The organism is Rhodococcus sp. BS-15 (assembly GCF_000813105.1).
In the GTDB taxonomy this organism is placed as follows: Bacteria; Actinomycetota; Actinomycetes; order Mycobacteriales; family Mycobacteriaceae; genus Rhodococcoides.
This window is the reverse complement of sequence record NZ_BAOX01000357.1, coordinates 1-4445: the sequence shown is the minus strand read 5'-3', so window position 1 is coordinate 4445 and position 4445 is coordinate 1. Positions and strand designations below refer to the sequence as shown.

The following is a 4445-nucleotide window of genomic DNA, read 5'->3' as shown; positions in this document are numbered from 1 at the left end:
TATCGCGGAGCGCAGGCATCGCTGGCCGTCGCCGCGATCGGAGCCGGTCTTCTCGGCACAGCGCTGGATGCCCTGCTGCAAGTCGACGACGGTCCCGTGTTCGTGTGGGATGTCGTCGGTGCCGAGGACGCGGTGGTTCCGGAGCGGGCGATCATCATGGTGATTGCGGCACTGGGTGGGGCGCTCTCGCTGTTCCTGGCACACCGCGATGTGGCGTTGCAGTCGCACGAGACCCGACGGACTCTGCTGGTCGGACTTCCGCTGCCCGTAGCTGCCGGTGTTCTGAGTTGGTTCGCCGGCGGCCACGACAGTGGGGACGCCGTCTGGTTCGGTGCGCTCGCCGGTATGGCCGTTCTTGCGGTGGTGGCGGCGTTCGCATTCCCCGGGCGGGACGGGCGCGTACTGCTGGTGCTGTTCGCGTCGGCCACGATCGGTCGATGGGATTCGCCGTCGAGGATTCGCTGCAATTGGCCGTGAGTGCCGCGTTGCTGGTCGTCGGGGCGGGGATCGGCTACCGCTGGCCGCAGCTGTACGTCGGACTGGGTGGGTTGCTCCTCGTTGCCGGTGCAGCTCTGATCGAGGGCTACGTCGCTCTGCCGCCGGTGTCGCAGTTCGCTCTGCCGTTCGTCGTCGCGTATGCGGTGGCGTCCACACTGTCGACTGCGCCGGGCTCGCTTGCCGTCGCGTTGCCCGCGCTGTTCACCATGACCCTGCCGGTGACGGTGTACGCCGCGAGCTATCAGCCGGGTCTGTCATCGTCTACCGACGCAGTGGCCACCCGCACGAGCGAGCCCGACCACCTGATGCTGTCGGTGGCCGGGCTCGTGGTCGTTGCAGTGGTGACGGTTGCCTGCGTGCTGTTGATGCGCAGACCCACCCAGAACCCGGCGGCGCGGTAGCTACCGACGGCGGCTATCCCCGCGAAGCTCGGCCGGGTAGGACTGCCGCTGTCCCCGCTGTTGTGGTTGGTCGTGGCGGTACCGCTGGCGACTGTCATGGTGCATGTGGAAGATCGGGTCCAGAGTCGTTCTGATTGGGAACGAATCGCGGGTACCTGAGTCCGGTGAATTCGACTGCAAACCGCTCGATGCGAAACCACACGAGCCCGCCCACCCGATGACTGCGGTGGACGGCTCGTGAGCGTTCTGCACGCAATGGACTACGGCGCAGGTACAACCTCGGTGGTCGTAACGACGGACTCCGGTGCTACCTCGGCGTCGGTTGCCGTCGGGGTGACGCAGACCGGCGGTGCTCCCTCGACGGGGGTTTCACCGTCGACGGGGATCGTGCACTCGGGGGTCGTCTCGACGACGGCGGGTGCCGGCGTCTCGGCGGTGGTGACGGGTGCAGGTACAACCGGGACGGTGGTGGTCACGACGGGCGTCGAGGTTGCCGGGGCGGTCGTCGTCGCCTTCGGAGTTGCCGTTGCCGACGTGGTCACAGGTGCGACGATCGTTTCGATCGCTGCACGTCCAGCCTTCTCCTGCACCTCCTTGGTCTTCACCGGCTCGCCCCTGTTGGCCTGCTCCGCCAGCTGCGTCAACCAGGCCGCGGCGTACTGCACCGAGGTCAGCGGCTTGCCGTTGGCGGGATCGGCGTTGCGCCAGTAGTCGAAGTGGTGTCCCGATCCGGGTGCCAGGGTGAGGCCGTACGGGTCGTTCATCACGACGGGAATGGTGTTCTGATTCGAGGAGATGAAACCGGTGATCTCCCTGAAGATCTTCTGCGGCAGGTACACCATGTCGACCATCTGACCGGTCTCGATGGGCTCCTGCTCGCCGTCGACCTTGGCCGCGACCGGTGTGGTCACTGCGCCGGGCTTGTAGCCGGGCTCGGACACCTTGATCAACACGTCGAGGAACGTCTCGTCGCTCTGCATCCAGTCGGGCTGCGAGGCAATGTCGTTGAAGGCATTGACGGCGATGCGTCCCAGGGCCAGCGCCAGATCGGCACCGGTGGCGGGGGTGAGGTTCTCGTTCTGCAGCGCGTCGGCGTTGACCTGGCGACCGACGTTGGCGGCGAGGTGAATCAGTGACGTGTTGGCGGGCAGTGCGCAGGTGAGGTCGCCGTCGGAGCAGAAGGACGCCACTCGACCGTCGAGCGCTCCGAATCCGCCGGACGTGCCGGGGAGTGCTCCCTGGCCGGGAATTGCGTTGTTGCCGTTCTGGTACCGGGTGTCGAAGCCGTCCGGATTGCTGAACGGGTTCTCGGCACCGGGGAACGGGCCCTCCCCGGCGACGCGGCCGGCGTCGGCGAAGATGACGACACCGACGACCTGGGAGGGGTCGACGATTCCGTACTTGCCGTCGGTTCCGGCGACCTGGTTGCCGACCTCCATCGCGGTGCGGCGGGCAACGTCTGCGCCCTCGCTGTAGCCGACGATGGCGAATCGAGTGTCGGGGCAGGACGCCGTGATCGTCCTCATGATGGTCTGCGAGTTGGTGACGCCGGTCTGCACGGCGTTCTCGTAGCTCGCCAGGTCGGCCGGGTACTCGACGTACACCGCGGCGTAGGAGTCCGGAACCACGTTGCCGTTGTTGGGGGCACGCACGGCCTGGTCGATCCAGTCGCTGGAGTAGTCGCCGGACATCGCTGCGGGGAGCCGCTCGCCCTCGGGGGTGGTGAGCCACTTGACGCCCTCGCGCGGGGTGTCGCCGCGGCCGCCGATCGCGATGCTGACCATGTCGTAGCAGGTGGCCGTCGACACCAGTTCGATGGATGCTTCGGTGGTCGTGGAGGGAGACGACCACGGTGCGGCCACAACTACTCCGGCACCGAGGGCTCCGATCGCGAACGCGCTCAACGCGACGCGCGCACGCTTCGACTTGCCAACATTCATGTTTTCGATCCCCATCATGTCCGCCCGAACTGATCCCGACTGCAGTTGCCAGTGGGTTACCCGGGATTTCGTCGGTCGGGTCCTTCGCGTTACAAACCGCATCATTTACCGTCGTACGCATGGCTTTTCATCCTCGAATGACATCGACGGGATTCGACCTGACCGACGGCACCCGCTGCTCGGTGCGTGAGGCGGTGGCGTCGGACCTCCAATCGATCGTGGCATTACTGCTCGACGACCCGCTCGGTGTCACTCGGGAGCGCGCCGATGACATGGATCGGTATCGCGCCGCGTTCGAGGACATCTCCTCGGACCCACGGAACCTGCAGGTCGTGGCGGTGCACGGTGACGAGGTAGTGGCAACGCTGCAGTTGACCGTCATTCCCGGGCTTGCCCGAGGGGGCGCATTGCGGGCGCAGATCGAAGCAGTTCGGGTGGACGCGCGGTGGCGCAGCCGGGGGGCTCGGCGGTGCGCTGATCAGGTGGGCGATCGCGGAGGCCGAGCGACGGGGGTGTGCTCTGGTGCAGTTGACGTCCGACGCCACTCGAACGGACGCCCATCGCTTTTACACCCGTCTCGGCTTCGTCGACTCCCACGTCGGCTACAAGATGGCACTCGGAACTACCGGATAGATACCCTGGGGGGGTAGGGTAGTGCCGTGAACACAGAACGGCAGGAACTCGACGCACCCACCAAGCTCGTCGGATTTGTCGTCGGGATCGCGTTCCTGTTCCTGGCGGCGCTGTTCGTCGGGGACAAGATCGGACCCGACGTCCCGCCCCCCGTGGCGTCGCACACCGACCACGACTCGCACACCGACCACGACTCGCACGACGCGGCGGCTGCGCCGACCGCGGGAACATACGCGCCCTACCTGGACTTCCAGCACGGGGGCGTCGTACACACAGCCGAATTCACCATCGAGGCACAGGAGGGACAGTCATGAGCCAGGAAACCGAACTGATCCTCGGCGGCATGACCTGTGCGTCGTGCGCCAACCGCATCGAACGCAAGCTCAACAAGCTCGACGGGGTATCGGCGACGGTCAACTACGCCACCGAGAAGGCGCGTGTCACCAGTGACGGCGTGGCCACCGAGGACCTGATCGCGGCAGTCGAAGCCGCCGGCTACACCGCGACTCTGCCCGCGGCCGAACCGGTCGACGAGCTTCCCACCGACCCGTTGAAGCAGCGATTGATCGTCTCGGCGGTGCTCAGTGTGCCGGTGATCGCGATGGCAATGATTCCGGCGCTGCAGTTCACCAACTGGCAGTGGCTGTCGTTGACTCTCGCCGCGCCCGTGGTCGTGTGGGGCGCGTTGCCGTTCCACCGCGCCGCATGGACCAACCTGCGGCACGGCACCTCGACCATGGACACCCTCGTCAGCATGGGCACCCTCGCGGCGTTGGGGTGGTCGCTGTACGCACTGTTCTTCGGCACCGCAGGCACACCCGGTATGACGCATCCGTTCGAGTTCACGATCGCGCGAACGGACGGTGCAGGCAACATCTACCTCGAGGCCGCAGCCGGCGTGACCACCTTCATCCTGGCCGGACGATGGTTCGAGAGCCGATCCAAGCGTCAGGCCGGTGCAGCGCTGCGCGCC

The 4445-nt window shown here is 66.5% G+C and carries 6 protein-coding genes; 5 read left to right on the top strand and 1 reads right to left on the bottom strand.

Annotated elements, in window-relative coordinates; all coding sequences use genetic code 11:
• The coding region (locus RHBS_RS29270; protein ID WP_187298623.1) for a hypothetical protein at positions 1–477 on the top strand (477 nt) is incomplete at its 5' end.
• A complete protein-coding gene (locus RHBS_RS24860) occupies positions 438–899 on the top strand; it encodes a hypothetical protein (RefSeq protein ID WP_128646743.1) in 462 nt (153 codons plus the stop codon). The genes RHBS_RS29270 and RHBS_RS24860, both read left to right, overlap by 40 nt.
• A gap of 260 nt (positions 900–1159) precedes the next feature.
• Here the strand turns inward: RHBS_RS24860 and RHBS_RS24855 are convergent, their stop codons facing one another.
• Positions 1160–2854, bottom strand: coding sequence for a cutinase family protein (locus RHBS_RS24855; protein WP_121872837.1), 1695 nt, complete (start codon positions 2852–2854; stop codon positions 1160–1162).
• A gap of 375 nt (positions 2855–3229) precedes the next feature.
• On the opposite strand from RHBS_RS24855, the gene RHBS_RS31135 reads away from it, so the two are divergent.
• The 3 genes from RHBS_RS31135 to RHBS_RS24840 all read left to right on the top strand — a co-directional run.
• A complete protein-coding gene (locus RHBS_RS31135; RefSeq protein WP_237669668.1) occupies positions 3230–3472 on the top strand; it encodes a GNAT family N-acetyltransferase in 243 nt (80 codons plus the stop codon).
• A 26-nt stretch (positions 3473–3498) separates the two neighbouring features.
• Positions 3499–3786, top strand: coding sequence for a hypothetical protein (locus RHBS_RS24845; protein ID WP_121871700.1), 288 nt, complete (start codon positions 3499–3501; stop codon positions 3784–3786).
• Positions 3783–4445, top strand: a 663-nt coding sequence (locus RHBS_RS24840; protein ID WP_145977597.1) for a cation transporter, incomplete at its 3' end; no start/stop codon positions are given. The genes RHBS_RS24845 and RHBS_RS24840, both read left to right, overlap by 4 nt.